Origin of the sequence: Mycobacterium sp. KBS0706, from assembly GCF_005938675.2 — a bacterium.
GTDB lineage: Bacteria > Pseudomonadota > Alphaproteobacteria > DSM-16000 > Inquilinaceae > Inquilinus.
The window spans coordinates 34,597-60,354 of sequence record NZ_VCCH02000003.1 but is presented as its reverse complement, the minus strand read 5'-3'; the positions used below and the strand labels follow the sequence as shown (position 1 = coordinate 60,354).

Annotated in this window: 28 protein-coding genes and 1 tRNA gene; 23 read left to right on the top strand and 6 right to left on the bottom strand. The window is 66.7% G+C overall.

From position 1 onward, the window contains the following. Nucleotides 1–74: 74 nt before the first annotated feature. A complete protein-coding gene (locus tag FFK22_RS02325) occupies nucleotides 75–491 on the bottom strand; it encodes an SRPBCC family protein (protein ID WP_138886677.1) in 417 nt (138 codons plus the stop codon). Nucleotides 492–666: 175 nt separating this feature from the next. Here FFK22_RS02325 and FFK22_RS02320 point away from each other — a divergent pair, with 175 nt between their 5' ends. Together FFK22_RS02320 and FFK22_RS02315 are read left to right on the top strand one after the other, a co-directional pair. Beyond that, nucleotides 667–996: a hypothetical protein gene (locus FFK22_RS02320; protein WP_138886676.1), complete on the top strand. Its 330-nt coding sequence runs from the start codon at nucleotides 667–669 to the stop codon at nucleotides 994–996. Nucleotides 997–1,113: 117 nt separating this feature from the next. Continuing rightward, entirely contained in the window at nucleotides 1,114–1,509 is a 396-nt protein-coding gene (locus FFK22_RS02315) for a hypothetical protein (RefSeq protein ID WP_138886675.1), read from the top strand. An 82-nt stretch (nucleotides 1,510–1,591) separates the two neighbouring features. Here the strand turns inward: FFK22_RS02315 and FFK22_RS02310 are convergent, their stop codons facing one another. After that, nucleotides 1,592–2,062 carry a GFA family protein gene (locus FFK22_RS02310; RefSeq protein ID WP_138886674.1) on the bottom strand — a complete coding sequence of 157 codons (471 nt, stop codon included), beginning with the start codon at nucleotides 2,060–2,062 and terminating at the stop codon, nucleotides 1,592–1,594. A gap of 143 nt (nucleotides 2,063–2,205) precedes the next feature. Between FFK22_RS02310 and FFK22_RS02305 the strand changes: the two genes are divergently transcribed. The 8 genes from FFK22_RS02305 to FFK22_RS02270 all read left to right on the top strand — a co-directional run bounded on the left by FFK22_RS02305 (nucleotide 2,206) and on the right by FFK22_RS02270 (nucleotide 9,739). Then, on the top strand, nucleotides 2,206–3,225 hold the full coding sequence (locus FFK22_RS02305; protein ID WP_138886673.1) for a LacI family DNA-binding transcriptional regulator: 1,020 nt from the start codon (nucleotides 2,206–2,208) through the stop codon (nucleotides 3,223–3,225). 53 nt (nucleotides 3,226–3,278) lie between these two features. After that, nucleotides 3,279–4,220, top strand: coding sequence for a substrate-binding domain-containing protein (locus tag FFK22_RS02300; RefSeq protein ID WP_138886672.1), 942 nt, complete (start codon nucleotides 3,279–3,281; stop codon nucleotides 4,218–4,220). A 67-nt stretch (nucleotides 4,221–4,287) separates the two neighbouring features. Then, nucleotides 4,288–5,079, top strand: coding sequence for an ATP-binding cassette domain-containing protein (locus FFK22_RS02295; protein WP_306770063.1), 792 nt, complete (start codon nucleotides 4,288–4,290; stop codon nucleotides 5,077–5,079). Between the two features lie 20 nt (nucleotides 5,080–5,099). Beyond that, entirely contained in the window at nucleotides 5,100–6,095 is a 996-nt protein-coding gene (locus FFK22_RS02290) for an ABC transporter permease (RefSeq protein WP_221938329.1), read from the top strand. An 8-nt stretch (nucleotides 6,096–6,103) separates the two neighbouring features. Next, nucleotides 6,104–7,204, top strand: coding sequence for a phosphotriesterase (locus FFK22_RS02285; RefSeq protein WP_138886671.1), 1,101 nt, complete (start codon nucleotides 6,104–6,106; stop codon nucleotides 7,202–7,204). Nucleotides 7,205–7,207: 3 nt separating this feature from the next. After that, nucleotides 7,208–7,972 (top strand): glutamine amidotransferase, encoded by a 765-nt coding sequence (locus tag FFK22_RS02280; RefSeq protein WP_138886670.1) that lies wholly within the window; start codon nucleotides 7,208–7,210, stop codon nucleotides 7,970–7,972. Between the two features lie 10 nt (nucleotides 7,973–7,982). Continuing rightward, the gene (locus FFK22_RS02275) at nucleotides 7,983–8,903 is read left to right on the top strand and encodes a ribokinase (protein WP_138886669.1); all 921 of its coding nucleotides are present in this window, start codon (nucleotides 7,983–7,985) and stop codon (nucleotides 8,901–8,903) included. Continuing rightward, nucleotides 8,900–9,739 carry a BtpA/SgcQ family protein gene (locus FFK22_RS02270; RefSeq protein WP_138886668.1) on the top strand — a complete coding sequence of 280 codons (840 nt, stop codon included), beginning with the start codon at nucleotides 8,900–8,902 and terminating at the stop codon, nucleotides 9,737–9,739. The genes FFK22_RS02275 and FFK22_RS02270 overlap by 4 nt, the downstream gene beginning before the upstream one ends. A 55-nt stretch (nucleotides 9,740–9,794) precedes the next feature. Here the strand turns inward: FFK22_RS02270 and FFK22_RS02265 are convergent, their stop codons facing one another. Next, on the bottom strand, nucleotides 9,795–10,169 hold the full coding sequence (locus tag FFK22_RS02265) for a response regulator (RefSeq protein WP_186002259.1): 375 nt from the start codon (nucleotides 10,167–10,169) through the stop codon (nucleotides 9,795–9,797). 881 nt (nucleotides 10,170–11,050) lie between these two features. Here FFK22_RS02265 and FFK22_RS02255 point away from each other — a divergent pair. The 8 genes from FFK22_RS02255 to FFK22_RS02220 all read left to right on the top strand — a co-directional run bounded on the left by FFK22_RS02255 (nucleotide 11,051) and on the right by FFK22_RS02220 (nucleotide 18,134). Beyond that, nucleotides 11,051–12,424, top strand: coding sequence for an integrase arm-type DNA-binding domain-containing protein (locus FFK22_RS02255; protein WP_221938328.1), 1,374 nt, complete (start codon nucleotides 11,051–11,053; stop codon nucleotides 12,422–12,424). Nucleotides 12,425–12,702: 278 nt separating this feature from the next. After that, on the top strand, nucleotides 12,703–13,056 hold the full coding sequence (locus FFK22_RS02250) for a hypothetical protein (RefSeq protein ID WP_138886666.1): 354 nt from the start codon (nucleotides 12,703–12,705) through the stop codon (nucleotides 13,054–13,056). A 1-nt stretch (nucleotide 13,057) separates the two neighbouring features. After that, nucleotides 13,058–13,411, top strand: coding sequence for a hypothetical protein (locus FFK22_RS02245; RefSeq protein WP_138886665.1), 354 nt, complete (start codon nucleotides 13,058–13,060; stop codon nucleotides 13,409–13,411). After that, nucleotides 13,408–15,738 (top strand): DUF927 domain-containing protein, encoded by a 2,331-nt coding sequence (locus FFK22_RS02240; RefSeq protein WP_138886664.1) that lies wholly within the window; start codon nucleotides 13,408–13,410, stop codon nucleotides 15,736–15,738. The genes FFK22_RS02245 and FFK22_RS02240 overlap by 4 nt, the downstream gene beginning before the upstream one ends. A 252-nt stretch (nucleotides 15,739–15,990) precedes the next feature. Then, a complete protein-coding gene (locus FFK22_RS02235) occupies nucleotides 15,991–16,407 on the top strand; it encodes a hypothetical protein (RefSeq protein WP_138886663.1) in 417 nt (138 codons plus the stop codon). Then, a complete protein-coding gene (locus FFK22_RS02230) occupies nucleotides 16,404–17,453 on the top strand; it encodes a phage major capsid protein (RefSeq protein ID WP_186002258.1) in 1,050 nt (349 codons plus the stop codon). The genes FFK22_RS02235 and FFK22_RS02230 overlap by 4 nt, the downstream gene beginning before the upstream one ends. After that, complete coding sequence (locus tag FFK22_RS02225) at nucleotides 17,450–17,659, top strand: hypothetical protein (protein WP_138886661.1); 210 nt, start codon at nucleotides 17,450–17,452, stop codon at nucleotides 17,657–17,659. Before FFK22_RS02230 ends, FFK22_RS02225 begins: the two co-directional genes overlap by 4 nt. Then, a complete protein-coding gene (locus FFK22_RS02220; protein ID WP_138886660.1) occupies nucleotides 17,652–18,134 on the top strand; it encodes a hypothetical protein in 483 nt (160 codons plus the stop codon). The genes FFK22_RS02225 and FFK22_RS02220 overlap by 8 nt, the downstream gene beginning before the upstream one ends. A gap of 91 nt (nucleotides 18,135–18,225) precedes the next feature. Here the strand turns inward: FFK22_RS02220 and FFK22_RS02215 are convergent, their stop codons facing one another. Together FFK22_RS02215 and FFK22_RS02210 are read right to left on the bottom strand one after the other, a co-directional pair. Further along, the gene (locus tag FFK22_RS02215; RefSeq protein WP_138886659.1) at nucleotides 18,226–18,495 is read right to left on the bottom strand and encodes a hypothetical protein; all 270 of its coding nucleotides are present in this window, start codon (nucleotides 18,493–18,495) and stop codon (nucleotides 18,226–18,228) included. A 582-nt stretch (nucleotides 18,496–19,077) separates the two neighbouring features. After that, nucleotides 19,078–19,830, bottom strand: coding sequence for a DUF1828 domain-containing protein (locus FFK22_RS02210; protein ID WP_138886658.1), 753 nt, complete (start codon nucleotides 19,828–19,830; stop codon nucleotides 19,078–19,080). A gap of 753 nt (nucleotides 19,831–20,583) precedes the next feature. On the opposite strand from FFK22_RS02210, the gene FFK22_RS02205 reads away from it, so the two are divergent. Next, on the top strand, nucleotides 20,584–21,243 hold the full coding sequence (locus FFK22_RS02205; RefSeq protein ID WP_138886657.1) for a HEPN domain-containing protein: 660 nt from the start codon (nucleotides 20,584–20,586) through the stop codon (nucleotides 21,241–21,243). Nucleotides 21,244–21,589: 346 nt separating this feature from the next. On the opposite strand, the gene FFK22_RS02200 is transcribed toward FFK22_RS02205, so the two are convergent. After that, nucleotides 21,590–21,682 (bottom strand) — tRNA-Ser (locus FFK22_RS02200). Nucleotides 21,683–21,823: 141 nt separating this feature from the next. Between FFK22_RS02200 and FFK22_RS02195 the strand changes: the two genes are divergently transcribed. The 4 genes from FFK22_RS02195 (at nucleotide 21,824) to FFK22_RS02180 (ending at nucleotide 25,720) form a co-directional block, all read left to right on the top strand. Continuing rightward, entirely contained in the window at nucleotides 21,824–22,603 is a 780-nt protein-coding gene (locus tag FFK22_RS02195; RefSeq protein ID WP_138886656.1) for an arginine deiminase family protein, read from the top strand. A gap of 72 nt (nucleotides 22,604–22,675) precedes the next feature. Continuing rightward, nucleotides 22,676–23,890 (top strand): glycosyltransferase family 4 protein, encoded by a 1,215-nt coding sequence (locus tag FFK22_RS02190; RefSeq protein ID WP_138886655.1) that lies wholly within the window; start codon nucleotides 22,676–22,678, stop codon nucleotides 23,888–23,890. 10 nt (nucleotides 23,891–23,900) lie between these two features. Then, nucleotides 23,901–24,644: a hypothetical protein gene (locus tag FFK22_RS02185; protein ID WP_138886654.1), complete on the top strand. Its 744-nt coding sequence runs from the start codon at nucleotides 23,901–23,903 to the stop codon at nucleotides 24,642–24,644. A gap of 242 nt (nucleotides 24,645–24,886) precedes the next feature. After that, on the top strand, nucleotides 24,887–25,720 hold the full coding sequence (locus FFK22_RS02180; protein WP_138886653.1) for a hypothetical protein: 834 nt from the start codon (nucleotides 24,887–24,889) through the stop codon (nucleotides 25,718–25,720). The last annotated feature ends 38 nt before the right edge of the window (nucleotides 25,721–25,758 follow it).

Genomic DNA, 25,758 nt, shown 5'->3' with positions numbered 1-25,758 from the left:
GACGTCCCGATAGTGCGGCGCGCTATCGTGCAACTTTAACAGCCGCGCCGTTGCGGGACGTATTCGACGTTCGTCTATGCGCCAGAGCTGCCGGTTTCCAGCACCTGTTTCAACGTCGCCAGGTCGCGCTCGACCCAATCGGCATCGGCGGCGAAGCGGGAATCGTCCATCGCCGGCTGGCGGAACAGGTGGAACGTCACCTCGCTGCCGCCGCCATTCGCCAGCACCCGCACCGGCAGGGCGATCTCGGGTCCGCTCGGCGGGATGACCCAGTGGTCGGCGATGCGGAACGGGTTGGGCGGGGTGAAGCGCACCCGCATCGTCCCTTCCGGCGTGTCGGCGACCCAGCCGTCGTCGTCGCGCTTGAGCGAATCGGCGAGGCCGCTGGCCCATTGCATGAAGTTCTCGGGGACCGACAGGAAGGCATAGACGGCATCGGGGTCGCGGTCGATCCAGACGCTGAGGGTGCGGGAGGGAAGTGCTCGGTTCATGGCGGACCTCCGTGATGGCAACCCGAGCAGTCTGCGCCGCGTTCCGCCGCGAGGCTTGAACGGAACGGCCAGTTCTTGGAATGTTCCTTTTTCTGGACATCTGCCGATGTTCTCTCTACGTTCCAGATGTCGGGTCGCGGACTCGCCGCGACCCTGGGCAGAGGAGATCCGGGAAATGGCGGTCACGCGCGAAGTCCGGGAACGGGATAGCTTGAAGCTCTACCGCAACACCCTGTCGCGGCGCGTCCTGGCGGCGGAGGGTTCCGCGCCGATGCTGCAGGCGGCGCTGCGCGAGTTCCCCGACCTGCTCGGCTTCGACCTGTGGCAGCACCCCTCCGGCGCCCTGATGCTGTGCCGCACCGACAACCGCCCGGCGGCGCTGGCCAAGGACAAAGCCTGGGCCGCGGCCCGCCCCGACCTGCTGTTCGCCCCGGCGCCGGTGGAACTGCCGGTGGCGGCGCTGCCTCGCGGACTGGGCGAGAGCGCCCGTCCGGCCTTCGCTTGACGTCGGGAAGGCCCGCAGTGGGCACGCAGTCCGCGCTCTCCCGCTATCTCCAATGCTGTGAGGCCGGCCTCGAAGTCGCTTAGAATGGGGAGTGCTGACTCTCTGGGGGCGGATGGAATGCGCGGCCGGGTGTTGCTGCTGGTGGCCACCATGGCGGCCTTGCTCTTCGGCTCCGCTGCTTCCGCGCGGGCTGATCCCATTTCCGACCGGGCGAGATCCGCCCTCGTGGAAGTCGTGATCCGGTGCCGGCATGCTCAGGAAGCCTATCTGAAGCATGCTCCCCAGGATCCGGATGCCTGCACCGAGGCCATGGATCGCTGGAATCTGTTGCCCGACGTCGATCGGACGCCAGAGATGTCCCGCTATATGCTGCACCTGCTGTCAGCCAGGATAGGGGCGATGACGGCGAGCTATCAGCTGGCTTCGGGCAAGAGGCTTGACGACGCCAGGAGGGCGAAGTTCGACGCCATGGCGCAAGCCGTCGACCGTATCGCAGACATCCTTCAGCGTTAGTTCACTGCTGTCCGTCAACTTGAGGCAGTTCGCAGGTCGGGCTCGCGGTGCGCGAACCCAATCTACGAGCTGAGGCGGCGGGTCAGCCGCCCAGGGCGGCGCGCCGCCGCTCCAGGCTGGCCCGGGGCCAGACGTTCTCCAACTCGTAATAGACCTCGAAGGCGGGGACGCCCTCCGGCAGTGCGACCCAGGGCAGCTTCGACCGGATGAAGATGTGCACGTCGGGCGGCAGCGCCGCCGGATCGTCCAGCGTGCCGACGCGGACGAAGCGGATCTGGGTGCGACCGCTATAAGTGCTCCACAGCGCCGTGCGGCAGGCGGGGCAGCGGTGGATGACATGGGGCTTGCCGCTGTCGGTCGGCACGGCGACGGCCTCCGGCTCGCCCGACAGCAGCTCGACCCGGTCGGCCTCGATCAGCGCGTTGAGCACGAAGGCGCTGCCGGTCTGCCGCTGGCAGTCGCAGCAATGGCAGCAATGCACGACCATCGGCGGCGACAGCATCCGGTACCGTACGGATCCACAGGCGCAGCGGCCTTCCAGGGTGTCGATCATCTCAGCCTCCTGCCGTGTGGAACAGCGCTGCCGTCCCCGTGAGAGTATCGCCATCCCAGGATATCGCAGCCTCTTTTCCCTAGTTCCAGAAACCGGTTTACTAAACCGGTTTCTGGAACTAGGGTGCCGCTCGGAGGCAAGGAATGGCGACCATTCGCGACGTCGCGCGGGAAGCGGGTGTTTCACCGGCCACAGTCTCGCGCCACCTGAACGGCAATATCGAGCTGCCGGCGGAGACCGCCGGGCGGATCGATGCCGCGTCGAAGCGGCTGGGCTATCGTCCGAACCTGCTGGCCAAGCGCCTCAGCCTCGGCAGCTCCGAGACCATCGGCCTGGTCACGCCCGAGATCGCCAACCCGTTCTTCGCCGCGCTGGCCGCGGCGGCGGAGGACGAGGCGCGGCGCGCGGGCTTCTCGATCCTGCTCAGCAGCACCGGCGGCGACCTGGAGATGGAGGCCGCCAGCATCGATCGCTTGGCCGCTCGCCATGTCGACGGCCTGCTGGTCCTGACCAACCGGGTCGATGACGGGCGCCTGCGCGACTTGATCGATGGCCGCACCGACGTGGTGTTGCTCGACGAGGACGTGCCGGGCGCCAATGTTACCCGGATCTTCGTCGAGAACGAGGCCGGCGCCTATGACGCCACCCGCCATCTGATCGCCGCCGGACACCGCCGCATCGCCCATATCGGCGGGCCGGAGCAGCTGCTGAGCGCCCAGGAGCGATTCGCCGGCTTCGCCCGGGCGATGGCCGAGGCCGGGCTGGCGGTCGCGGACGGCATGGTCCGGTTCGGCGCCTATGAACGGGATTTCGGGCGCGATGCGACCCGGGCGATCCTCGCGAATGGCAGGCCGACCGCCGTGTTCACCGGTAGCGACTACATCGCCATCGGCGTGCTGCAGGAACTGGCGGCCAACGGCCTGTCGGTGCCGGGCGACCTGTCCCTCGCCAGCTTCGACGACATGCCCTTCGCCGACCTCCTCAGCCCGCCGATCACCACCGTGCGCCAGCCGATCGAGGCGCTCGGCCGGCTCGGCATCCGGACGCTGCTGGCCCGGATCCGGGGCGAGGACCCACCGCCGATCCAACGCCTGCCCACCGAACTGGTGATCCGCAAATCCGTCGGACCGCCGTCGGGAAAGGCCAAGAAGAAGACGGGCTGACGCCCGCCACCGGGACAGAAACGCGGCAACAACACCATGCAGAGGAGAGCTTCATGATCCGACTGAACGCACTGATATCCGCCGTGGCACTGGCCGGCACGGCGATGCTGGCCCTCAGCGCCCAGGCGCAGGCCGAGACCATCGCGCTGGTGACCATCAACCAGCAGGCGCTGTTCTTCAACCAGATCAACGAGGGCGCGCAGAAGGCGGCTGACGCCGCCGGCGCCAAGCTGGTGATCTTCAACGCCAACAATGTCCCCAGCGCCCAGAATGACGCGATCGAGAACTACATCACCCAGAAGGTCGACGGCATCGTGCTGGTGGCGATCGACGTCAACGGCGTGAAGCCGGCGATCACCGCGGCCAAGCAGGCCGGCATCCCGGTCATCGCGGTCGACGCCCAGATCCCGGACGGCGACAACGCCGCCTTCGTCGGCGTCGACAACCAGAAGGCCGGCGAGGAGATCGGCAAGCACACCGCCGACTACGTCAAGGCGTCGATGGGCGGCAGCGCCAAGCTGGGCGTCATCGGCGCGCTGAACTCCTTCATCCAGAACCAGCGGCTGGACGGCTTCAAGAAGGCGCTCGCGGCCTCGGGCGTGAAGGTCGACATCGTCGATACGGTCGACGGCCAGAATGTCCAGGACGTGGCGCTGACGGCGTCGGAGAACCTGATGACCGCCAACCCCGCCATGACCGCGCTCTACGCCACCGGCGAGCCGGCGCTGATCGGCGCGGTCTCCGCCGTCACCAGCCAGGGCCGCACCGGCGACATCAAGGTGTTCGGCTGGGACCTGACCGCCCAGGCGATCGCCGGCATCGACGCCGGCTGGGTCGCCGCCGTGGTGCAGCAGGACCCGGCCACCGAGGGCAAGGTCGCGGTCGAGAGCCTGCTGAAGCTGAAGAAGGGCGAGACCGTGCCGGCGATCATCAACGTGCCGGTCACCATCGTCACCAAGGCCAACGTCGACCAGTTCCGCGGCATGTTCAAGTAACCCGCCGAGGCTGCCCCTTCGCCCGGAGGGGCAGCCGCCGACGCAGCGATCAAGCATGGAGGGACCGTTGGACGAACCCGTCCGCGTCCGCATGAGCGGCATCTGCAAGCGCTACGGCGCGATCCAGACGCTGACCGATGTCGACCTGACCCTGCGCCGCGGCGAGGTGCTGGGGCTGGTCGGCGACAACGGCGCCGGCAAGTCGACGCTGAGCAAGGTGCTGTCCGGCGCCGTGGTCCCCGATGCCGGCACGATCGAGATCGACGGCGCCGCGGTGCGGTTCGACAGCCCGGCCGACGCCCGCCGGCACCATGTCGAGATGGTCTATCAGGACCTGTCACTGTGCGACACGGTCGACGTCGCCGGCAATTTGTTCCTGGGGCGGGAGCCGCGGCGCGGCGCCCTGGGCCTGTCCTTCCTCGACAAGGGGCGGATGCATGCCGAGGCGCGGACGATGCTGGACGGGCTGGGCATCCGTATCCCCAACACCTGGCTGAAGGTCGAGAACCTGTCGGGCGGCCAGCGCCAGAGCATCGCCATCGGCCGCGCCGCCTCCTTCGACCCCAAGGTGCTGATCATGGACGAGCCGACGGCGGCGCTGGCCGTCGCCGAGGTCGAGGCGGTGCTGGAGTTGATCCGCACGGTCAGCGCCCGCGGCGTCAGCGTCATCCTGATCACCCACCGGCTGCAGGACCTGTTCCTGGTCTGCGACCGCATCCAGGTGATGTATGAGGGCCGGGCCATCGCCGAGCGGCAGATCGCCGAGACCAATATCGAGGAGGTCGTCGACCTGATCGTCGGCCGGAAATTCACCGCCCGCTCGGCCCGCATGGCCGCGGGCCCGGAGGCGCGGCCATGAGCGCGGCGGGGAGCACTGCGATGTCGGAAGCGCGGAGTGCGGCGAAGGCCGACCGGCCGCCGGGGCTGCGCCACCAGGTGATGGCCAATGGCGGCGTCGCCAGCATCTTCCTCTTCTTCCTGGCGGTCTGCATCCTGTTCGGCCTGGTCACGGACAGCTTCCTGACCGAGGCCAATATCCTGAACATCCTGCGGCAGAGCGCGCCGCTGCTGATCGTCGCCACGGCGATGACCTTCGTCATCACCACCGGCGGCATCGACCTGTCGGTCGGCTCGATGCTGGGCTTGGTCGGCGCCCTGTCGGCGGTGGCGCTGCAGGCCGGCGTGCCCTGGCCGGTGGCCCTGGTCGGGCTGGTCCTGCTGGGCGCGGTGATCGGTGCGGTGCAAGGCTTCTTCATCGCCTATGAGGGCATCCCGGCCTTCATCGTCACCCTGGCCGGGCTGGGCATCATCCGCGGCGTCGCGCTCCTGATCACCCAGGGCTATTCGATCCCGGTCGATCCCGGCAGCGCCTTCGTCGTCATCGGCCGCGGCTGGGTGGCGGGGCTGCCGCTGCCGGCGATCATCGCCGTCGCGGTGCTGGCGCTCGGCATTGTGATCTTCACCCAGACCCGCTTCGGCCGCTACGTCACCGGCATCGGCGCCAATGCCGAGGCGGTGCGCCGCGCCGGGGTGAACATCCGGCGGGTGACGATGCTGGTCTACGTCCTGTCCGGCGCCGCCGCGGCGCTGGCCGCCGTGGTGATCGCGGCGCGGCTCGGCAGCGGCTCGGCCAATGCCGGGGCGGGGTTCGAGCTCGACGTCATCGCCGCGGTGGTGCTGGGCGGCACCAGCCTGTTCGGCGGCCGCGGCACCATGATCGGCACCGTGCTGGGTGCCCTGACCGTGGCGGTGATCGGCAACGGCCTGATCCTGGCGCATATGTCGCCCTTCCTGACGCCGATCATCACCGGCGTGATCATCCTGATCGCGATCTGGCTCAACTTCCGGATCTTCCGGACCACGACCCGCCGCTGAGGCCCACCATGACGACGATAGAAAGCACCATCGGCGTGCGCTCCGGCCAGGTCATGACCGTGCTGGGGCCGATCCCGGTCGAGGCCATGGGCGTGACCCTGATGCACGAGCACATCCTGCTCGACACCTCCAGCTGGTGGCGGCGGCCCTGCTGCGCCAGCCACATCGCCCTGGCCGAGAAGCCGATCGACATCACCATGATCGGCGAGCTGCGGATGAACCCGTTCCTGAACCGGGACAACTGCTTCCTGCTCGACACCGACCTGGCGGTGGAGGAACTGGGCAAGTTCACCGAGCTGGGCGGCGCCACCGTGGTCGACCCGACCTGCCTGGGCATCGGCCGCGACCCGGAGGCGCTGCAGCGCATCGCCCGCCGCACCGGGCTGAACATCGTCATGGGCGCCGGCTACTACCTCGGCCAGTCGCATCCCGCGGAGGTGCGGGACATGGACGCCGATGCCATCGCCGAGATGATCGTGCGCGACGTCGGCGGCACGCCGCCGTCGGAAGACGACGACGCGCCGGTGATCCCGGCCGGGCTGATCGGCGAGATCGGCGTCAGCAAGGATTTCACCGCCGAGGAGGAGAAGTCGCTGCGCGGCGCCGCCCGCGCCGCGCGCCGCACCGGCGTGCCGCTGTCGATCCACCTGCCGGGGTGGGAGCGGCTGGCCCACCGCGTGCTGGACGTGATCGAGGAGGAGGGGGCGGATCTGCGGCACACGGTGTTGTGCCACATGAACCCGAGCCATGCCGACCTGCCGTACCAGCGGGCGCTGGCCGACCGCGGCGCCTTCCTGGAATACGACATGATCGGCATGGACTATTACTACGCCGACCAGAAGGCGCAGTCGCCGAGCGACGAGGAGAATGCCCGGGCGATCGTCAGCCTGATCGAATCCGGCCATGAGGACCGGCTGCTGCTGTCGCAGGACGTGTTCCTGAAGATGATGCTGACCCGCTATGGCGGCTTCGGCTACGGCTACATCCTGAAGCATTTCGTGCCGCGGCTGCGCCGGCACGGCGTCGATCGCGCGACGATCGACCGGCTGCTGATCGACAATCCGCGGCGCGTCTTCTCCGCCGTCCATAATTCCAGAACCGAGGCCTGACAGATGGCGAAGCACAAGATCCTGCTGGCGGGCGAATCCTGGGTCTCGACCGCGACCCACATCAAGGGGTTCGACCAGTTCCCGACCGTGACCTATCACCAGGGCGCCGAGCCGCTGCTGGAGGCGCTGAAGGACTCGCCCTTCGACATCCACTACATGCCGGCGCATCTGGCGCAGCGCGACTTCCCGCAGTCGCTGGAGGGGCTGCAGGCCTATGACGCGGTGATCCTGTCGGACATTGGCGCCAACACGCTGCTGCTGCACCCCGACACCTGGGTGCACAGCCGTCGCACGCCGAACCGGCTGAAGCTGCTGCGCGACTATGTCCGCGGTGGCGGCGGCCTGCTGATGTTCGGCGGTTATTACAGCTTCCAGGGCATCAATGGCGGCGCCCGTTTCCACAAGACCGCGGTGGAGGAGGTGCTGCCGGTGGAGATCCTGCCGGTCGACGACCGGGTCGAGGTGCCGGAGGGCTTCGACCCGGCGCTGGTCGCCGAGCACCCGATCCTGGCCGGGCTGCCGGGGCCGTGGCCGGCGCTGCTCGGCTTCAACGAGGTGAAGCCGAAGCCGGGCGCGCAGGTGCTGGCCACGGTCGGCGCGGAATACGGCGACCTGCCGCTGCTGGTGGTCGGCGAATACGGCCAGGGCCGCACTCTGGCCTGGACCTCCGACATCGGTCCGCACTGGCTGCCGCCGGACTTCGCCGCCTGGGACGGCTATGGCCGCCTGTGGTCCCAGGCCCTGGCCTGGACGATCCGGAAGGCGTAGTCCGTCCGCCATGACCGTCCATGTCGTCGGCAATGCCTGTCTCGACACCCTCTACCGGCTGCAACGCTTCCCGGAGCCGGGGGAGACGGTGGTCGCCGACGGCATGGCGGAGGATCTGGGCGGGAAGGGGCTGAACCAGACGGTCGCTGCGGCACGGGCCGGTGCCCGGGTCCGGCTGCTCGCCGCGATCGGGTCCGACCCGACGGGCGAGGCGGTGGCCGAGCGGCTGGCAGCGGAGGGGATCGACGCCACCGGGCTGGTCCGGCTGGATTGTCCGACCGACCGGTCGATGATCCAGGTCGATGCCGCCGGCGAGAACACCATCGTCAGCGTCACCGCCTGCGCCGACCGCTTCGCCCCGGCGCAGGGCACCGATCTCGACACCGCGCTCAAGGCCGGCGACCTGCTGCTGATGCAGGGCAACCTGCGGATCTCGGCGGTGCGCGACTGCTTCGGCCTGGCGCGCAAGCGTGGCGCCGGCACCGTGCTGAACCCGTCGCCGATCCGCGATTCCTACGCTTCCGTGCTGCCGCTGACCGACCTGCTGGTGGTCAACCGTGGCGAGGCCTGCCGGCTGGGCGGCGATGCCGACCCGCACCGGGCGGCGCAGACCCTGCTGCGCCGCGGCGCGGCCATGGTCGTCGTCACCCTCGGCGCCGCCGGCGCCTCGGTGCTGACGGCAGAGGGGCGGCAGGATTTTCCTGCGCCGGCCGTGGCGGCGGTCGACACCGTCGGTGCCGGCGACCTGCTGTGCGGCGTGCTGGCCGGGCTGCTCGACCGCGGCGCCGCGATCGAGGACGCCCTGCCGGTCGCCATCCGCGCCGCGGCCATCGGCGTGACCCGGCCGGGCGTCCTGTCTTCCTTTCCGAGCCGGGCGGAGATCGCCGCGATCCTGCCCCCATCCCTGGCCCGAGGAGGGGCCGAGCGATGACCGAAACCAAAGCCGTCGCCGAATCCCGTGGCCATGCCATCCGCGACATCTTCGGCCGGACCAAGGCGGTGATCGGCGTCGTCCACCTGCTGGCGCTGCCCGGCGCGCCGCAATACCGCGGCGGCGGGGTGGATGTGATCACCGACCGCGCCATGGCCGATGCCGAGGCCTATCTGGCCGGCGGCTGCGACGGGGTGATCGTCGAGAACCATGGCGACATCCCCTTCTCCAAGCCCGACGACATCGGGCCGGAGACGGCGTCGCACATGGCGGTGATCGCCGACCGGATCCGCCGCCAGTTCGGCAAGCCGATCGGCATCAACGTGCTGGCCAATGCCGCGATCCCGGCCTTCGCCATCGCCAGCGCGGCCCAGGCGGCCTTCATCCGGGTCAACCAATGGGCCAACGCCTATGTCGCCAATGAGGGCTTCGTCGAGGGCGAGGCGGCGCGGGCGCTGCGCTACCGCGCCCGGCTGCGGGCCGACGGCATCCGCGTCTTCGCCGACGCCCATGTCAAGCACGGCGCCCACGCCATCACCGGCGACCGGCCGGTGGAGGAGCTGGTGCGCGACGTCGCGTTCTTCGACGCCGACGCGGTGATCGCCACCGGCCAGCGCACCGGCCATGCCGCCGATCTCGACTACATCCGCACCATCGCCGGCGCCACCACGCTGCCCTCGCTGGTCGGCAGCGGCGTCACGCCGGACAACGTCAACGCCATCCTCGGCGTGGTCGATGCGGTGATCGTCGCCAGCGCGCTGAAGCGGGACGGGGTGTGGTGGAACCCGGTCGACGCGGAGCGGGTGCGCCGCTTCGTCGCCGGGATCGATCGGTGAGGGCGGTGGCGGCTCCTGCACGCCCCGCAAGGCGAAGCAGGATGGCAGAGTCGCGTTACCGTCGAGTGGAGGAACCGCGGCGCATCAGCTTGCGGACAGCGTCCTTCAGCTGGCCCTGACCGAAGGGCTTTCTGAGCACGGGTTCTGTCGGACGCCATTCGATAGACGGGTCCACGGACGCCGTGACGAAGGAGAATGGGATCTTACGACGGCGCAGCAGATCCGCCACCGGATGAACTCTATCACTGTGCCACAAGCGGACATCGGGCCGAAGGCGGACATCCAGCAAGGCAAAATCGAGAGGTTCTGATTCCGCAAGGATCATAGCTTGTCGCACGGTCCCCACTGGCCCAACCACTTGCAACCCCATCTGCCGGAGGGTGTCATCGATGAATTGCGCCATGTGGAATTCATCTTCGACGACCAGCACCCGTCTCAGTGGTGCGGCCCCTGAGATTGAGCGAGCCCCACGCGCTCGAATGTGGCTGCTCATATTTTTCCTCGGAGGAGGCCCCGCTTTGGCGGGGCCGAGGACGTCCAGCGGTGAAGCGATAGCACCAGCTTCATGACGACGACAGCACGTCTCTTATTCCGAGGGATTTTGTTCAGGCCGCGGACGCCGCAGTCCCGAGCCAGTCGATTGGGGCCATAGAGCCGCGGCGATCGCTTCCAGCGCGGCTTGGTTGACTGGCCCGCTATCCTCCGGTCCAGGCCCCTTGCCGAGTTGCCAGATGATCTTGACGACGCCATCCCTGCGCACCCTGAAGCGACCATAGTGCCCGGCGCATCTGACCGTCCCTTCGCCACCGATATTCCGGACCGTCCAGTCTGAAGGCGTGCGACCCATGGTCATGAAGTGGACAATGGGCGTCGATGCTCTACGGTTCCGCGACTGCCTCTCCGCAGGGCCATAGTGGCGATATCATCGTATAATTTTGTAGCAGCAGATGATTATTTGCTGATTTGAGAAAAGGTGCGTCGCTTCAGATCACTCGCTGTGCCCACATAGATATCGTTGTTGCTGAGCTCAAGAAAGTAGACGCGCCACATCTACTCCCTAGTCCCCCTTCGCCAAGGCTTCGGGGGACACTCCCACGCCTAAGTCGCCTTCGTGTGCCAGTCCACCCCTTGGGTGGCCTGCCATCCGAAGCCGAAGGCGTAGGATGGCGGAGGGGAAGTCCGTCCGTCTAACTTTCGCTGGCTTCCACAATTGTCTACAACACGCACTATAGCTTGATTTTTGTTCCACCAGTGTCCACAAATATCCGCCACTATCCATGGGTTCATTGTAGCCCAGGACGTAGCCCGGGAATGGCGGAGAAAATGGCCAAAGGCGAACTGAAGGCAAGCGACATTGAGAATCTGGTCCAGCCGAAGCTGCATCGCGACGGGCACGGGCTGTACCTGCGGGTGCGGTCGGCGACCCGGCGCTCCTGGTTGTTTCGCTACATGAAAGATGGTCGCGATCATTGGATGGGGCTGGGGCCAGCTTTGCTGGGGCCGGACTCCCAGGAGTCGAAGGCGGCATCGCTTTCGCTGAACGCGGCGCGAGAGAAGGCGTTGGAGCTGAGGCTGATGCTGGCGAAGGGCATCGACCCGATGGCCGCGAAGAAGGCGGAGCGGGCCGAGAAGGCGAAGGCCGAGAAGACGCGCGTGACCTTCAAGCAGGCGGCCGAGCGCTATATCGCTGCACACGAGAAATCGTGGAAGAACGAGAAACATCGGGCCCAGTGGACGAGCACACTGAAGACTTATGCCTATACGGAGTTCGGGGACGACGACGTGCGTGAGATCGACGTTGCGGCGGTGCTGAAGGTGATCGAGCCGCTGTGGTCGCGCATCCCGGAGACGGCATCGCGGCTACGTGGGCGGATCGAGACGGTGCTCGACTATGCAGCGGCGCGGCACTGGCGGCGGGGCGAAAACCCGGCGCGGTGGAAGGGGCACCTGGAGAGCGTGTTGCCGGCGCCGACCAAGGCGAAAAAGGCGAAGCGGGTCGAGACTGGACAGAAGGGCGAGCATTTTCCGGCCTTGCCCTGGCAACAGGCCGGCGCCTTCATGGTGAAGCTGCGGGCCAAGCGCGGCATCGGCTCCCGCGCGCTGGAGTACACCATCTTGACCGCCGCGCGATCGAACGAGGTGTTCAACGCCCGCTGGCCGGAGGTCGATGTCGAGGCGAGGATCTGGACAATCCCCGGCGACAAGATGAAGGGCGAGCGCGAGCATCGCGTAGCCTTGTCGGATGCGGCCCTTGCGGTCCTGCGTGAGATGCTGTCCTTGCGCGACACCGAGCACGGCGACTTCATCTTCCCCGGCGCCAAGGCCGGAAAGCCGCTGTCGAACATGACGATGACCAAGATCATCCGCGACATGAACGAGGTGCCCGTGGGCCAGCCCAAGCCGTGGGTGGATCCGAAGCAGGCAAATCGTGAGGTGGTGCCTCACGGCTTCCGATCGACCTTCCGAGACTGGGTGGGCGAGGCGACCAGCTATCCGGAGGAAATCGCCGAAGCGGCCTTGGCTCATGTCATCAGGGACAAGGCGCAGGCCGCCTATGAACGCGGTGACAAACTGGAGCGGCGGCGCCGGATGATGAAGGACTGGGCCGCCTTCTGCGCCCGGCCGCCGGCCGAGGGCAAGGTCACGCCGATTCGAACTGCCGCGACGGCCGTGGAGGGGACGTGATCCCCTCGGCCACCGGCTGTAACAAATAATTCACATATGCCATTTGGAACCCATAGGGCCCCATACGGCCCCTCCGAATCTACAAACCTTTGACTGTCTTGCGATCGTCTGAAGCTCGGATCTTCTTGTTCGACAAAGACTTTTGATCTGTATCAGGGTCACGAAAATGTGACCCTTGCAGAGGTTCTTCAGCAATCGCCCAAGAGATGCTGAAGTTGTTGCACGCAGGGTGAATATGAATAGTGTCAGAAGCCGTCCAACATTACGGGATGGCTCCAATGAACACTGTTCTGTCGATCGACGGCGAGGCGCTGCCGGACATTGTGCGCCGCAGGACCGTGACGGTCCGAACGGGATCGGTCATCACCGATCTCGGCCGTGCTTACCTCTATGAGAAAATGGCCGATGGTACGCTGGAGTCGACCACGGTCGGCGGCAAGCGGCTGATCTACCTGGACTCGCTCTATGCGATGATCGGACTGAACCCGGACGGCTCGCGCATGCCGGGGGCGGGAACCTATGTCCCGACCCGCCGGCTCGGCCGGATGCTCGCGCCCGAGCCGGTGGCCGAGGCGCCGCCGAAGCGGAAGCGTGGCCGGCCGCGCAAGCAGCCCGTGCCGGCGGAGATCTGAGATGGCGCCCCCGGAAACGGAACCGCCGCCCCTGGGCAGGGGGGCGGCGGAGGAGAACGCGGACTATCAGACCGATCGCAACGCGCAGGAGTCTATCGTCGGGCCCGCTTGGCGTAAAGGTCGGCGCCCGACGCATGACCTGCTGACATCGGCTCGGTGGTTCCTCGGCCCCAAGGACGGCGTGATCGTGCTGTTCTGCGACGGCCGGGTCGAGTTGTGGCTGACCGACCCCTACCGTGGCCTCGTTGTCGACACCATCACCGGCTGGTCGGGGCCGATCGAGGCGATCGAGGCGACCTGGGACGAGGCGCTCGATCGGCTGGACCGGGTGTTCCGGGCGGGGGGTGGGTCATGACTCCCGATGAGATCAGGGCCCTGGCCGTGGAGCGTTACGGCTATCCGTTCACGCCGACCGACGCCGGCCTGCTGCTGTTCAAAGACGGCCGGATCGCGGTCGACATCTTCGGTCCGTCGAAAGGGCTGGTGCGCGACACCGCGACGGGCGAGGAATGGTCGCTCGTCGACCCCGCGCCGGCCCCGCCGGCAGCAGCCGAGCCGGTGGTCGAGGTCCCGCCCGCCGCCGAGCCGGCCCCGCCCACCCCCTTGGAGGGCCAGGACGACGGTGCCACCAGCACCAGCCGCGCCCGGCAGCGCGGGCGGCCGACGAAGGCGAAGACCGCGACCAAGATGAGGAGTAAGGCCAAGGCCAACGGCGCTGACCCGGAGCCGGTGGCGAAGGCGCTGTGCGAGCCCGACCCGATGCCCGAGGCGAAGGCCGAGCCGGCCGATGACGGCGCCGACCCCGATCAGGACGAGAACGGCGAGGCCGAGCCGGTCGAGGAGTCGGTCGAGATCGACGAGCCCGATTTCGTCCAGGCGCCGTCGCCCGATCCGGATTCCGCAGTCGTCGAGCGCAATGGCTTCCGCTTGGTCCGGCGGCAGGTGAAGGGCTTCCGGCCGGGCCTCTACCGCGCGGTCGAGATCAAGGCGAAAGGCGGCGAGGGCGAGACCGTCACCGAGCTAAAATGGATCTGGTTTGCCTCGCTGCTCGAAGTCCTGGCGCTGGCGCGCACGGCCGCCAGCGAAGGCTGGTCCGTGGTGCTCAGACTGGCCGATCCCGATGGGGTCGAGAAGCGCATTGCGATGCCCATGGGCGATCTGGATGCGGACAACTCGGCCTGGCGCCAGCGGCTCCGGAACGCGGGCCTCCAGCTCGCGCCGGGCCGCGAGGCCAAGACAGCGCTGGAGGCGTACCTGCTCACCTGGGGATCGACACAGCGGGCTCTGAGCGTGGCGGTGTCGGGCTGGAGGGGCGAGACGGCGATGATGTTCGTGACGCCGGATCGCACCATCGGCCCGGCCGTCGAGCCGGTGATCTTCGTCGGCGGCGCCGGGCCCAGCAAGATGAACGTCGCCGGCACGGTCGAGGATTGGCGCGATCGTGTCGCCGCACTCTGCGTTGGCAACCCGTATCTGGTCTTCTTCACCGCCGTGTCGTTCGCCGCGCCGCTGCCCTACTTCAGTGGCGAGCCCGGTGGCGGGTTTCACCTCGTCGGCTCGTCGTCGGTCGGGAAGACCACGGCGCTGATCGTCGCCGGATCGCCCTGGGGTGGTGGCGGACGGCATCCCGAGCGCGGCTTCACGGAGACGTGGCGGGTGACCGACAATGGGCTCGAAGGCATCGCCCAGCGCCATAACGACCTGCCCTTGATCCTGGACGAGATCGGCGAGGCGCGGGCGGAGCAGATCAGCAACATCGTCTACATGGTGGCGAATGGTCAGGGCAAAGGCCGGGCGCAGCAGGATGGCACCGCGCGCGAGCGCGGCGGGTGGCGCACGCTGCTGCTCTCTTCGGGCGAGAAGACATTGCAGACCCTGGTGGGCGAGATCCACCGCATGCCCAAGGCGGGCCTGGACATCCGGCTGCTCAACATCCCGATCCCGGATGGCCGGCCCTTGGGCCTGCTCGACGATCTTCACGGCTTTACCACGCCGGAGGAATTCGTCCACGCCCTGCGCGATCGCGCGACCAGGTGCTACGGCGCAGCCGGCATCGCCTACCTGGAACGGCTGATCGAGATCGGCGCAGACGCGCTGAAGGACCGGATCGCCGCAGACGCGCGCGCCTTCATCGCCCGGCATGATCTGGGCGACGCGCATGGTCAGGTGAAGCGGGCCGCGACGCGCTTTGCCCTGGTCGAGACGGCCGGGACCCTCGCCACCGAGGTGGGCATCACCGGCTGGCACGAGTCCGAGGCGCCGCAGGCGGCTGATGTCGCCTTCCATCTGTGGCTCGGCCAGCGTGCGGGTGTCGGTGACGCCGAGATCGAACGCGCGATCGAACAGGTCCGGCTCTACATCCAGAAGTACGGCATCTCGCGGTTTCAACCCGTGGGCGTTGAGCATGGTGATGACCCCCGGATCGTCCAGCGGGCTGGCTTCCGCAAGATGCAGTCGGACGGGTCGTGGGAGTATCTGGTGCTGACCGAGGTCTGGGAACGCGAGGTCTGCCCAGGCTTCGACGCCCCCACCGTCGTCCGCGCTCTGGCCGCGCGAGGGCTCGCCGTCCTCGGGAAGGATCGGCCCAGCAATAGTTGGTGGATCAAAGATAAGACGCAGCGCGGCTACCACCTGCTGCCGGCGATCCTGACCGGCGGCCCGGAGGAGGACGAAGAGGAGTGATCCATCTCCCCACCCCCCGTTTTGCCCCGGTAAGAGCGGCAATGCGGTAAGGCTGTTGATTTACAAAGGAAATTCGCCTTACCGCACCCGACAGGGGCCGGTAATGGCGGTAATGGTTCGGGAACGGCATTACCGCCATTACCGCACCTTGCCGACCGAGGTAATGGGAATTCCCCTATTTATCAACGGCCTTACCGCATTACCGCTCTTACCCGGGTATTTCGGGGGTGGGGGAATGAAACGGACCGATCCATGAAGCCGACCGACCGTGGGATTCTATTGAGGAGGAAGACCGTGACGCAGGGCGATCGCACGACCGACAATCCCGATGTCCGGATCGACCGGACCACGCGCCAACTGCTCGACGCGGCCGAGGCGCTCAACATTGAGATCAGCCCGGCCGGCCAAGTGCGCGAGATCGACGCAGGTGTGCTCCTTGGTCTCGCACCGGGTGTGCTCAAGCAACGCCGCATTGTCGGGACCGGCCCATGCTTCTACCGCCGGCCCTGGCGCGGGGCCCGCCTGACGTATCGCTTGACCGATCTCGCGGGGTGGCTGGAGCAGGGCCGCGCTGATGACAGTGAATGGGCCTCAACGTCATCGAGCGGGATCGATTGCGCCGACCACCTGGTCGAGAATCGGGTGGTCCCGAGGAGACGCCGCTCATGAACCTATCCGCCCTGTCGGCCTTGGCCGAGACCCGCCGCAGCGCCGCGCGCGAGTTCGTCGCTGTCGGTCGCTACATCGCCATCGCCCGTGGCGACCCCGGCAATGCCCTCGCCGTGGCCGAGGCCGCGCGGGCCCCCGAGCAGGTGCAGCAGGTGCTGCGGGCTGCGGTCGGGGGGCAGCCCCTGGCCGATCTGTCGTCGTTCCAAAGCCTCACCGAGGGCTTCATCGCCGCCCTGGCCGGGCAGTCGTTGTGGGCTCGCATGCTGGTGCAGGACCAGACGATGCACCGCGTCCCGCTCCAGACCCATCTCGCTGTCGCGGTCGGTGTCGTGGCTGGCGCTCTTCCCGGTGAAGGCAAGGCGAAGCGCATCTCGTCGCTCGCCTTCACCAACGGCGGCATCGAGCCGAAGAAGGCCAGCGCCATCGCCGTCGTCACGGACGAAATCCTGCGCGCGACCACGCCGGCTGGGCAGGCGCTTCTGCGCACCGCGCTTGAGCAGGGTACGGCCGTCGCGCTGGACCAGATGTTGATCGCCGAGGCGCTTGACGGTGTCACCCCCACTGCCAGCACCGGCGACACCGCCGCGCAGGTGATGTCGGACCTGCGCGCCATGCTGACCACGGTCGTCGGCCCCAGCGGCGCCCCTGCCCTGTACTGGGCCGCCCCTGGGCCGGTCGCGGCGTTCCTGTCGACCGTCGTCGACACCACCGGTGCCCCGATCTTCCCCGCCCTCGGCCCCGATGGTGGCGAACTTCTCAACCGGCCCTTCGTCGTCACGCCGGCCGCCCCGGCCGAGACGTTGCTGCTGCTGGCTGCTGACGGCTTCGCGGGCGACATCACGGGGCTCGAATTCGACACGGCGCGCGCCGCGACCGTCGAGATGGACGATCAGCCCGTGGGCGACAGCCTCGCGCCGGTCGCGACCCCGCAGGTCAGTCTGTGGCAGAGCGGCAGCGTCGCCTTGCGCGCCGAAGCCTGGGCCGGCATCGAGAAGCTGCGCGCCAATGCCTGCGCCGCCATCAGCGGGATCGGAGGTGCGCCGTGAGCCGGCTCCAGAAATCCACAAACGGGATCGCCGATCACACCGATCCTGACGACGAGATCGCTGACGCCAGCTATTGGACCCTCGACCGGATCACCACGAAGTTGGGCGACCTCGATCATCGTGTCGATGAGGTGCACCTGGCTCTGGACCAGGAGATCGCCGATCTGCGTCGCCGACTCGAAGCGCTGGAGGCCGGCCGTGACTGATCCGCTGAAGCGTTACTGGCCCGGCGCGAAGTACTCACCCGGCGATCTCGTCGAGCACAACGGACGCACCTGGATCGCCCTGCTCGACACCGGCTTCCCACCCGGCAGCGGGTCGGGTCACTGGGTCCTGGCGCCGCCTCCGAGGCGCGCCCGGCGGGCTGTGGCGGCGGTGCCCCCCTCCGCGCCGTCGCCACGTCCTGCCCCCGCCCAGGCGCCCCGGACGCCGTTCCCGCCCCAGGCCGAGGGCGAGGCCAGGGCCAAGGCGCTGATGGCCGACGCGGTCCGGAAGGCACAGGCCTCGACCGACACCGACGACGGTCGCGTCTACACCTTCAACGGCAAGGTCGTTGGCACCCTCGCTGCAACGATCCGAGCCGCCTACGTCGCCGCCGACGCCGAGGCCAGGGAAAGGGATCAGAGGCTGGCCGACGAGTTGGACGATCTTCGCCGCCGCATTGAGACCCGTCCCGGCTAGATCGATGGACTCCGGGGCTAATGTCCGCTAGGGGCGGGAAACGGTCGAACCTCCTCACCGGCCACTGCGACAGGTTCGCGCCAGCTGTAAGCTATCGACCGATTTCCTTTGATTCGGGTGGCGGTACGAACCCGAACTCCCACCGCTTAGGGCCGCCGATCGAAACGCGGTGGATGCTTGTCTGCTCACGAGATTCGAGAACCTCAATCATCGTTGCCCAGACGTCGTCCGACAGCTGAACTCCGAACTTGCCTTCAATCGCGGCGCGGATGTCGTCGGCCGTGAATGACCTCCCTGGATGAGTCCGCTCCCGTTCGGCGAGCCCAATGTCTACACCTTGTTCACGTGCTTCAGGGGTCATCGAATGCCTCACTGAAATCTGATTAACAATCCACTCAGTATGCTGCCTATCCGGCCTCGCGTCCACGACCCACGCGGTCACCTGACCGAGCCGCTGGGCCCGAATTTCAACAGAGGGTCGATTCCGGCCAAGAGGCATCTGGCCGCAGGGCGTCGGGCCTGCTTATGCCTGCATGGCAGGAGCACTCCCTTGCTGTATCCGAATCGTGACGCTTTGATCACCGGGAGTATGCGTGGCCCGCCATCCTGACCAGGGCTCAGCGGCTCGGCCGGGGCGGGGGTATCTCGAATGTTGGCCCCGGTCGGCCGGGGGGCGGCGCGGGGCCAAGCCTTTTAGACGCCGCAGATAATTGACCGGGGGTCAACCCATGCCCAAGCCCTTGAGACCCAACGGTCTCTCGCTTGCATCCCCACGCCGACCACGGCGTCACGGCAAGCGCGTCTTGGTGCCTCGCCGGCTCAGAAGGAAGAGGCCAGACCCTCTGCCGGCCGAGCTGCTAAATCTGCTCCTGATGCCGGACGTGCCGATGATGCCGTTGGATCTCAGTCTCGCCTTGGATCAAGGCGCGCAATGAAGCGGGGCCTATGCTGCCTTGGCCAGCGCCTTCGCTCGATTTGGCCATCTTGTGAACGGCACTGGGTTTGACACCTTCTTGAGCAGCATCAAATCACCTGATGGCCATTCCCTGCTATCGTCATAGACGGCTTCCCTCTTAACATCCCTGTACTCATCCCCTAGATCCAGAAATTCGGCAACCCGACGAGACACGGCCTCCCTGTCGGGCACTGCTTCCACAAACGCGACAGGGTGATGCAGAGTCGCATCGAGGACCACGTGGCCAATGCGATAGGTCCGGCCGCTGTCAGCAACGATCTCTTGATGAGCCCTGACTCGTTCGCCAAGAAACTCTGTCAGGGTCTCGGCAACGCGCTCGACGAAGCGTGAAACGCGGAGCCTCTGCGCGATCTGGGCTTCATCGCCTACAGCCTTCGATGCATTCGCCACTAGGGCGATCGCGACGCCGATCTGTTCGGGCGAGCAGGTGGTAGTCACGCGGCCGGAGACGAATTCGCAGCCATAGGTCGCGACCGCTCGCTCCAAGCGCCCACGCAATGGCTTCGTGATCGCGATACCAAACGAAGAAAGGTGCATCGCGCCGGCTCCGGCGTCATGGACCAGGTAGCGCTCGGCATGTGCAGCCACCACGACGTTGACCGCATTCCCGTTAGGATACAGCACTGGCATCGTGACTTCGACGCCGAGGTTCGTCGTGTGAGCAGAGATCAGAGCACGCGCCTCAGCTTCGATCACTTCCTTATCGATGGTATGGTCCATAGGGGCAGCTCAAGCTGGAGCGATTTGAAGGGAGGAGCGACGTATCGGGCCTTCACTGGGCGAATATGCGCCCGGTCCAGGAACGCGTCAAACCAACCGCGATGACCGAGAGAGCGACTGTCGGCTTCGGCCTCCATCGAAGGCCATTGCTGCCAGTGCGTGCCGACAATTCGCATTTTGGTTGACGGATTAAAGTGACTAAAGCCAAGTCCTACGTCGAGTCCCAATATTCGTGCCCCACGCCAAAGCAGTGCAAATGAATATTTTGGTGGATCCCGAAAGACATGCGCGGTTAGCCGGAGGCTTCCGCTCTCCAAAGTTCCATTTATGACAATCACAACGTGCGCTGTATGGGTCCAATCTGACCGGACTTCCTTAGGCCTCCAACTGATCCGTCCTTGGAGTTCTTTTGGAGCGGCTAGAAAAGCTTCGACATCGGCGAGGTCTTCGGGGCGCCGATCAGCCAAGGCTGCAGTCTCCTTTTGGTTCGTCGAGCTTGTCTGGCCGGTACGGCTATCATCGGCGGCAGGGCACTAAACGAGATACAGAAAATGAGACGATCCAATCGGTAGAAACTTGCGCAGCCCTCGCTTCTATGTCAACCCTTTGTGGTGTTAGTGCATTTTCTCGTCCTGCCCCGATAGCCTTTCCCGACATACTCCAAGGCCACAACGGCGGCTGTTTGCGACATCCAAAGTCAAAATCTCAAAGATCTATGATGCATTCAATTATCATTGATGGAGAATAGGTATTATGCCATCAACAGTGCTCGCAAAATTTGAAGGTGCCATGATGAGGGATGTGGATCGTATCATTGATACTCACTCTACAATCCAAAATGGCAGTCGAGGAAATATGGCGCTCGGTCATTTGACTAGATCTGGTGTATTATTGCTTTGTGCCGCTTGGGAACTTTATATCGAAGAGCTGTTGGTTGAGGCCGTTAGAGTGAGCATTGACCGCTGTTCTACACCAGACGCGTTACCGCAGAGAGTTCGGCTCACGATTGCCGATTTTGTGCGAGAGTCAAAGCACCAACTTAAGCCATTGCAAATGGCCGGAGATGGATGGGAAACAATATATCTTGAAGTGGCTAATAAATGGGTTTCTGATCTCAACTCTCCCAAGAGCCACAACATCGATGAGATGTTCCTCAAGATAGTCGGTATTGAAAATCTATCTGCGAGTTGGTCCCACGGGGCGGTTGCGGTCAATAATTTCGTTGCGGCCCGGGGTGATGTTGCGCATAGAGGTAGCGACGCAGGCAACATCCATATGAATGTACTTCGCGATACCTATAAGCCCCAGATTTGCAGGACGGCGATCGAGACAGACAACGCCATATCCACCTACATACGGGCATCATACGAGCCCCGGGAATATCCTTGGAACCGAAGGACGCTGCCGCCTTGATGCCGGTTTCTTTCTGCCGCAAACGTAGCAGCGGGCTTAGGGCGAAACGTGCCGTCATACCGATGGAGTCGCACCTGGAGCTTTGGCCGCTATCTCGATCATCGGAAAGCGTGGTCGGGAGGGAAGGAAACGATGTGCGGCTTTTCGTTTTTCGACCGCGACTGGGCGATCTCCCAGAGGGCTTGGTGGAGATCGAGGTCGAGTTCCTGCCATTTGAGGTCCGACACCTCCTCGCGGCGCTAGCCGGTCGAGGCTAGCCCTAGAGATGTCGATGTAGCCAATGTTGTAGCCCAAATTATTCCTATTTCCTGAAATGCTAGGAAAACTGCCAAAAATCAGGGGAAAATGGCGGAGGGGAAGGGATTCGAACCCTCGATACGGCTCAACACCGTATACCCGCTTTCCAGGCGAGCGCCTTCAACCACTCGGCCACCCCTCCGCTGGAGGCGCGACAATAGCGATGAGGGTCGGGCTCGGCAAGCGGCTGTTTGCATGATTTTGCACACCGCCTCGGGCATGGTGGGCCGCCGGATCCCGCGATAGACTCGGCGCCGCAAAACAGGGAAGTCGGGAGACGAGAATGGCCGAGGTGTTCCGGTTCGATCGCGCCCTGGCGCGCCAGCCTGCCGGGTCCGCGGTGGACGGGCTGCGCGCCGTCGATCGGGGCGCGCCCGACATGGCCCGGTTCCGGGCCGAGCACGCCGCCTATGTCGCGGCGCTGGAGCAGGCGGGCGTGGCGGTCGAGGTGCTGCCGCCGCTCGAGGGCTTCCCCGATTCCGTCTTCGTCGAGGATCCGGCGCTGACCTTCCCCGAGGGCGCCATCCTGCTGCGCCCCGGGGCGCCGTCGCGGCTGGGTGAGGCGGCGGAGATCGCCGCGGCCCTGGCCGCCCGGTTCGAGCGGGTGCTGGCGCTGGAGGCCGGATTCGCCGAGGGCGGCGACGTGCTGGTGACGCCGCGCGCCGTGATCATCGGCCTGTCGGCCCGCACCGATGCCCGCGGCGCCGGGGCGCTGGCGGCTCTTGTGGCCGAGCTCGGCCGCAAGGCTGAGATCGTGACGCCGCCACCCGGGGTGCTGCACTTCAAGACCGCCTGCTCGCTGCTCGACAGCGAGACGGTGCTGGCGACCGAGGCCCTGGCCGGCTTCTTCCCCGGCATGCGCGTGGTGCGCGTGCCGGAGGGGGAGGACGCGGCCGCCAATGCGCTCCGGGTCAACGACGTGGTGCTGGTCGGCGCCGCCTTCCCCCGCACCGCCGAGGCGCTCGACCGGCTCGGCTACCGCGTGGTGCCGCTCCAGGTCGCCGAGACCGGCAAGCTCGACGCCGGCCTGTCCTGCATGTCGCTGCGCTGGGGGACATCCTGATATTGGGGTAATGGCGCGCCCCCGGCCGCTGATGTAGGGTGCGCGCCCTTCCGTCCGGTACCATCGCACCTCGTGACCGCTCATCCGCTTCCGCCCGACGCCGCGACCGACTCTGCCCCGACCCTTCCGGTCGATCTGAGCGGGCGCACCATCCTGCAGGTGCTGCCGGCGCTCGGCACCGGCGGGGCGGAGCGCGGCTGTGTCGAGGTCGCCGCGGCGATCCAGGCCGCCGGCGGCAAGGCGCTGGTGGCCTCGGCCGGCGGCGCCATGCTGCGCGACCTGGCGCGGACCGGGGCCGAGCACATCGCCCTGCCGCTCGCCGGCAAGAACCCGGTCACGATCTGGCGCAACATTCGCCGGCTCGAAGCGGTGATCCGCGACCGCGACGTCGACCTGGTGCATGCTCGCAGCCGCGCCCCGGCCTGGAGCGCCCATGCCGCCTGCCGGCGCCTGGGCACCCCCTTCGTCACCACCGTGCACGCGCCCTACAACCAGCACAACGCCGCCAAGCGGCTGTACAACTCGATCATGGGGCGCGGCGACCGGGTGATCGCCATCTCCGACTATGTCGCGCGCTACATCGTCGACAGCTACGGCACCGATCCGGCGCGGATCCGCACCATCCCGCGCGGCGTCGACCTGCGGCAATTCGCGATCGAGGCGGTCTCGGCCGAGCGCATGATCAAGCTGGCCCGCGCCTGGCGGGCGCCGGACGACCGGCCGGTGGTGCTGATGCCGGGGCGCCTGACCCGGTGGAAGGGTCAGACCGTGGTGATCGACGCGCTGGCCCGGCTCGGCCGGCGCGACCTGTGCTGCCTGATCGTCGGCAGCGACCAGGGCCGCAGCGGCTACCGGCAGGAGCTGATCGGCCGGATCGCGGCGAAGGGGCTGAACGGCGTGGTGCAGCTGGTCGACCATTGCGACGACATGCCGGCCGCCTACATGCTGTCGGACGTGGTGGTGCACGCCTCGACCGACCCCGAGGGCTTCGGCCGGGTGGTGGTGGAGGCGATGGCGCTCGGCCGGCCGGTGATTGCCACCAATATCGGCGCCCCGCCCGAGGTGGTGGCCGAGGGCGAGACCGGCTGGCTGGTGCCGCCGGGCGACCCGGACGCCCTGGCCGCCGCCATCGACCACGCGCTGTCGCTGACGCCCGAGGAGCGGGGGTGGATGGCGGAGCGCGCGATCGCCACCGTCGCCGCACACTACACCAAGGAGGCGATGACCGGCTCGACCCTGGCGGTGTACCGGGAGCTGCTGGGCGCGCCCGCGGCGGCCGAGGGCTGAGGGGGTCGCAATGCTGCCGTTGCTCGCCAAGACCTACGCCCTGGCCGGCGCCCTGGCCGCGCCCGGCCGCACCCGCCGGATCATGCAGCTGAAGGACCGTCATCGCGGGCAGCGCTGCTTCCTGCTCGGCAACGCGCCGTCGCTGCTCGACTTCGACCTGTCGAAGCTGGCGGGCGAGCAGTTCTTCGTGGTCAAGAAGGGCTACAAGGCGCTGGAGCGCGGGCTGCCGGCGCCGATTCCCTACTATGTGCTCAGCGACCTGCGCGGCTGGGACCGGATCAAGGCCGATGTCTCGACCCTGCCGGTCGGGACCTATCTGGTGCGCGACACCATCGCCGCCCGGCCGGAGTTCCGGCCGCCGGCCGAGCGGGTGGTGACCTTTCCCAGCTATCGCGGCGGCCTGCGCAAGCAGGGCTTCCGGCACCATCCCTGGCAGGGGCTGGGCAATGATTCGACGGTGATCCTGTTCGCCGCCCAGATCGCCCACTACATGGGCTTCGCCGAAGCCTATATCCTCGGCGTCGACCTCGACTACGCGCAGGACACCACCTATTTCTATGCCGCCGGGCAAAGCGAGACGAATCAGTACGCCCGTCCCGAGGACGAGGTCTATGCGCAGGAGTTCGGCACTCTGCGCCGCGCCTTCGAGGCGGAAGGACGGATCCTGCGGAATGCCGGCCGCGGCGGCACGGTGATGGGGCTGGAGCGGGCTGACTATGATGCGGTTCTGGCGTCGCCACGGCCGATGACCTGAAGGCGCCGGCGAGCACGAGCCTGCCGATGCAGCCCATAGGACGGTTTTCCGCTGGGATGGATCCGCAGCCGCGCGGCCTTGCGAGTGTGTCGCAACCAATATAGACGGCCGTTCAAACCGCGGAAATTGGAGTCGCGAGTAGTTGCGGAAGTCACTATGCTCACGCCCGAACCGGGATGTTCTTAAAAGAAACGCATGACATGACTGTTCGGCCTGCCAGGGGACGAGGGCGCAGGTTCGCCGTGGTGACGACATGCAATGCCGCAGGATATGAAGCCTATGGCCGGCGCATGGTCGAGAGCTTCGATCGGCATTGGCCGGTCGAGGTGCCGCTGCTGCTGTATTGCGAAGGCTTCGCGCCCAAGCTGTCCGGCGGCCGGGTCGTGGTCCGCGACCTGATCGACAGCTCGCCGGAGCTGGCGGCGTTCAAGCACCGCCATGCCGATAATCCGCTGGCCCATGGGCTGACCCGGCGCCCGCGCTTCCGGCTGAGCTATGATCTGGCGAAGCTGCGCTTCAAGCTCGGCGAGAAGCGCTGGGGGGAAGGCTATCGCTGGAATGCGGTGCGGTTCGCGCATAAGAGCTTCGCCATCTTCCACGCCACTGCGGCCGCGGATATCGATGTGCTGATCTGGATCGATGCCGACACCCGGTTCTTCGCCGATGTCGGCTGGGACGAGATCGAGGGATTCATCCCGGCCGACTGCTTCGTCGGCTATCTGCGCCGCCGCATCCATTCCGAATGCGGCTTCGTCGCCTACAATCTGAGACATCCAGCGACGCGGGAGATGCTCGCGGAGTTCGAGCGGCTCTACACCCGCGACGAGATGTTCCGCGAGTACGAGTTCCACGACTCCTACCTGTTCGACATCGTCCGCAAGCAGACCGAGCGCAGGGGCCACAAATCCTACGACATCGCCGGCGGGCTGGGCCTCAAGGTGCCGCATGTGCTGATCAATTCCCGCCTCGGCCGGTTCATGGACCATCTCAAGGGCGGACGAAAGGAGGATGGCCGGAGCCGGGTCGCCGATCTGGTCCTGGAGCGGCAGGAGGCATATTGGCGCGAATCCGGCTGATCCGGGAGGTGTCCTCTACCGCGTGTCGATGCCAGGGC

Bases quoted from the DNA above. Each gene is read 5' to 3' on its own strand.
- FFK22_RS02205 (WP_138886657.1), top strand. From the start codon at position 20,584: ATGCCATCAACAGTGCTCGCAAAATTTGAAGGTGCCATGATGAGGGAT.
- FFK22_RS02185 (WP_138886654.1), top strand. From the start codon at position 23,901: ATGCTGCCGTTGCTCGCCAAGACCTACGCCCTGGCCGGCGCCCTGGCC.
- FFK22_RS02250 (WP_138886666.1), top strand. From the start codon at position 12,703: ATGAACACTGTTCTGTCGATCGACGGCGAGGCGCTGCCGGACATTGTG.
- FFK22_RS02325 (WP_138886677.1), bottom strand. From the start codon at position 491: ATGAACCGAGCACTTCCCTCCCGCACCCTCAGCGTCTGGATCGACCGC.
- FFK22_RS02240 (WP_138886664.1), top strand. From the start codon at position 13,408: ATGACTCCCGATGAGATCAGGGCCCTGGCCGTGGAGCGTTACGGCTAT.
- FFK22_RS02310 (WP_138886674.1), bottom strand. From the start codon at position 2,062: ATGATCGACACCCTGGAAGGCCGCTGCGCCTGTGGATCCGTACGGTAC.
- FFK22_RS02300 (WP_138886672.1), top strand. From the start codon at position 3,279: ATGATCCGACTGAACGCACTGATATCCGCCGTGGCACTGGCCGGCACG.
- FFK22_RS02280 (WP_138886670.1), top strand. From the start codon at position 7,208: ATGGCGAAGCACAAGATCCTGCTGGCGGGCGAATCCTGGGTCTCGACC.
- FFK22_RS02320 (WP_138886676.1), top strand. From the start codon at position 667: ATGGCGGTCACGCGCGAAGTCCGGGAACGGGATAGCTTGAAGCTCTAC.
- FFK22_RS02210 (WP_138886658.1), bottom strand. From the start codon at position 19,830: ATGGACCATACCATCGATAAGGAAGTGATCGAAGCTGAGGCGCGTGCT.
- FFK22_RS02235 (WP_138886663.1), top strand. From the start codon at position 15,991: ATGAAGCCGACCGACCGTGGGATTCTATTGAGGAGGAAGACCGTGACG.
- FFK22_RS02195 (WP_138886656.1), top strand. From the start codon at position 21,824: ATGGCCGAGGTGTTCCGGTTCGATCGCGCCCTGGCGCGCCAGCCTGCC.
- FFK22_RS02285 (WP_138886671.1), top strand. From the start codon at position 6,104: ATGACGACGATAGAAAGCACCATCGGCGTGCGCTCCGGCCAGGTCATG.
- FFK22_RS02215 (WP_138886659.1), bottom strand. From the start codon at position 18,495: ATGACCCCTGAAGCACGTGAACAAGGTGTAGACATTGGGCTCGCCGAA.
- FFK22_RS02315 (WP_138886675.1), top strand. From the start codon at position 1,114: ATGCGCGGCCGGGTGTTGCTGCTGGTGGCCACCATGGCGGCCTTGCTC.
- FFK22_RS02290 (WP_221938329.1), top strand. From the start codon at position 5,100: ATGTCGGAAGCGCGGAGTGCGGCGAAGGCCGACCGGCCGCCGGGGCTG.
- FFK22_RS02255 (WP_221938328.1), top strand. From the start codon at position 11,051: ATGGCGGAGAAAATGGCCAAAGGCGAACTGAAGGCAAGCGACATTGAG.
- FFK22_RS02305 (WP_138886673.1), top strand. From the start codon at position 2,206: ATGGCGACCATTCGCGACGTCGCGCGGGAAGCGGGTGTTTCACCGGCC.
- FFK22_RS02230 (WP_186002258.1), top strand. From the start codon at position 16,404: ATGAACCTATCCGCCCTGTCGGCCTTGGCCGAGACCCGCCGCAGCGCC.
- FFK22_RS02275 (WP_138886669.1), top strand. From the start codon at position 7,983: ATGACCGTCCATGTCGTCGGCAATGCCTGTCTCGACACCCTCTACCGG.
- FFK22_RS02245 (WP_138886665.1), top strand. From the start codon at position 13,058: ATGGCGCCCCCGGAAACGGAACCGCCGCCCCTGGGCAGGGGGGCGGCG.
- FFK22_RS02270 (WP_138886668.1), top strand. From the start codon at position 8,900: ATGACCGAAACCAAAGCCGTCGCCGAATCCCGTGGCCATGCCATCCGC.